General features: G+C 36.2%; 2 protein-coding genes. Both read right to left on the reverse strand.

Annotated features, from left to right (window positions below; genetic code table 11):
• Positions 1-327 precede the first annotated feature (327 nt).
• Complete coding sequence (locus tag BLP68_RS21225) at positions 328-828, reverse strand: GNAT family N-acetyltransferase (protein WP_091547757.1); 501 nt, start codon at positions 826-828, stop codon at positions 328-330.
• Between the two features lie 307 nt (positions 829-1,135).
• Positions 1,136-1,774 (reverse strand): hypothetical protein, encoded by a 639-nt coding sequence (locus BLP68_RS21230; protein ID WP_143003154.1) that lies wholly within the window; start codon positions 1,772-1,774, stop codon positions 1,136-1,138.
• Between the last annotated feature and the right edge of the window lie 230 nt (positions 1,775-2,004).

Consider the following 2,004-nt stretch of genomic DNA (forward strand, 5'->3'; position numbering starts at 1 on the left):
TTTTTACAACTATGAATTAGCACAGTTTTAAAGCGTTCTTCCCCAATCCACAGCAGGACGCCGCGACCTTTGCGTATGGTTTCGGAGAACGTTTCTGTGTTTACGACGTCCCTGAACCGGACCCCAAAAGCGGACCGTCTTAGCGGAGCTTCGCTCCCGGTGAAGGGATGTGGTTCGCCGATCCTGCCCGTAAAACGTGCCCCGCACCTCCCGTCAACACATTGTTATCTGTAGGAGCAATAATCTCCATTACTTTCTATAACATTTAGATTTCCAATAAGTATATGTATTAAAAATTATATACTTTGATTTTTGATCATAATGTAACTATTCCACTATACCATCTAATAATCCGTACTTTCGAAAAAAGGCCAACCCTTTTTTATTCTGTAGCATGCACAATAGAGATGCATATTCGTAGTCATTATTTAAAAAAATACTTTTAAAAGCATGGGTTAATAAGTATGTCCCATATCCTAATCTCTGATAATCAGGTTTAACTACTAGTTTATCGACAATATTTCCGTTAAGCCAATAAAAACCAACAAGCTCGTTTTCTTTCCAAAAAGATTTGAAAGAATCAATAAAGTAACGTTTTCTACTTAAATCATGCATATATTTTATTGTATCATCCAAATTATCCGATGGAACTTGAAAACTAAAAGCATTATTCAGTAGTATGCAATAGTCCCTGATTAGGCCTATCTCAAATAGATTTTCAATTAATGTATATTCATTTATTTTTTTATCAAAGTCTTTTCTATAAACAATAAACCCTTGGCAAATATAAGGATTATCTGGGTCAAAGATATAATCTGTTGTATCCATAACTAACCCCACCTAATATAAATAATTTAAATAACTTTTTTACTTTATTACTCAAAATCATGTTAATATTGACCTCAAAGTATTTTTCTAAATTATATTGCTCTTTCAGATAACGTTTCCGTGTTTACGACGTCCCTGAACCGGACCCTCCTGACCTTACCCCTTGGCGGAGCTCTGCTCCCGGTGAAGGGATGTGGTGCCTGACCTCTCCCGAAAAACGTGCCCCCAGCACCCCTGCGTGAACACAGTGTTATGTGTAGTTATTCAGCCTCTCTATCTGTTAAAATCCTTTAACCATTTAAGTTTTTTATTCTTCTATGGGATACCATTTTAATTGATCCATTCGAATGGTATTCGGATTCTCTTGTCGTAGTTTATATAAATATAACTCTTTGCCATCTGAGTTGTAAGCTATACCATTCAAGTCTTGCCATGGCACTTGTATGTCCCACGAAAACAACATTTGATTATTTTCATCTTTATATTTCCTAATTCTGTATTCACCTTTGCCCATCTCTATGTAGCTAACTTTGTCATCCAATATCTTTACAGCATAGACAGTACAATTCTCGTTATTTCCCCAACCAATCACACTTATTTGATCAGAATTACCCATCATATGAAATCCAGTCCTTGCAACCCACATGAAAATATATCGCTCTGAAATAACGGTACGTGGTCCTTCGTCTGTATCAAACAAATAAACTGTTCCCCAATCATATTTGACTTCATCTATGTATTTTGGGTCCTTGCCTACAGAAAAATGTGCTTTTGCAGCTTGTAGTCCTGTTAATCGATAGCCTAATATATAGCTAACAACCATAATGAATAGTAATATAAACGTTATTTTTAATATCGTATGTTTATTGATATTACCATCTCCCTCTTGCTTAGCTTTACCATATTTATGACCTAAAAACTCTCCCTGGCGGATGAATAATTTCACATAACGTCTCGCATTTACGACGCCTTCGAACTGGACCCTAGAGGAATACCCCATGGCGGTGCTTGCACCCAGTGAGAAGAGTGTGGTGCTCTGACCTTTCCCTAAAAACGTACTTCTATCACCTTTATGCAAATACATTGTTCGTATAATAGGTTCATAACCAGTTTAATCTGGATATGAACTTTTTTATTTTAGTATTGTATTTTATACTTAAGACAAACCCGGGTGAT

This window comes from Alkaliphilus peptidifermentans DSM 18978 (assembly GCF_900101495.1).
Lineage (GTDB): Bacteria > Bacillota > Clostridia > Peptostreptococcales > Natronincolaceae > Alkaliphilus_C > Alkaliphilus_C peptidifermentans.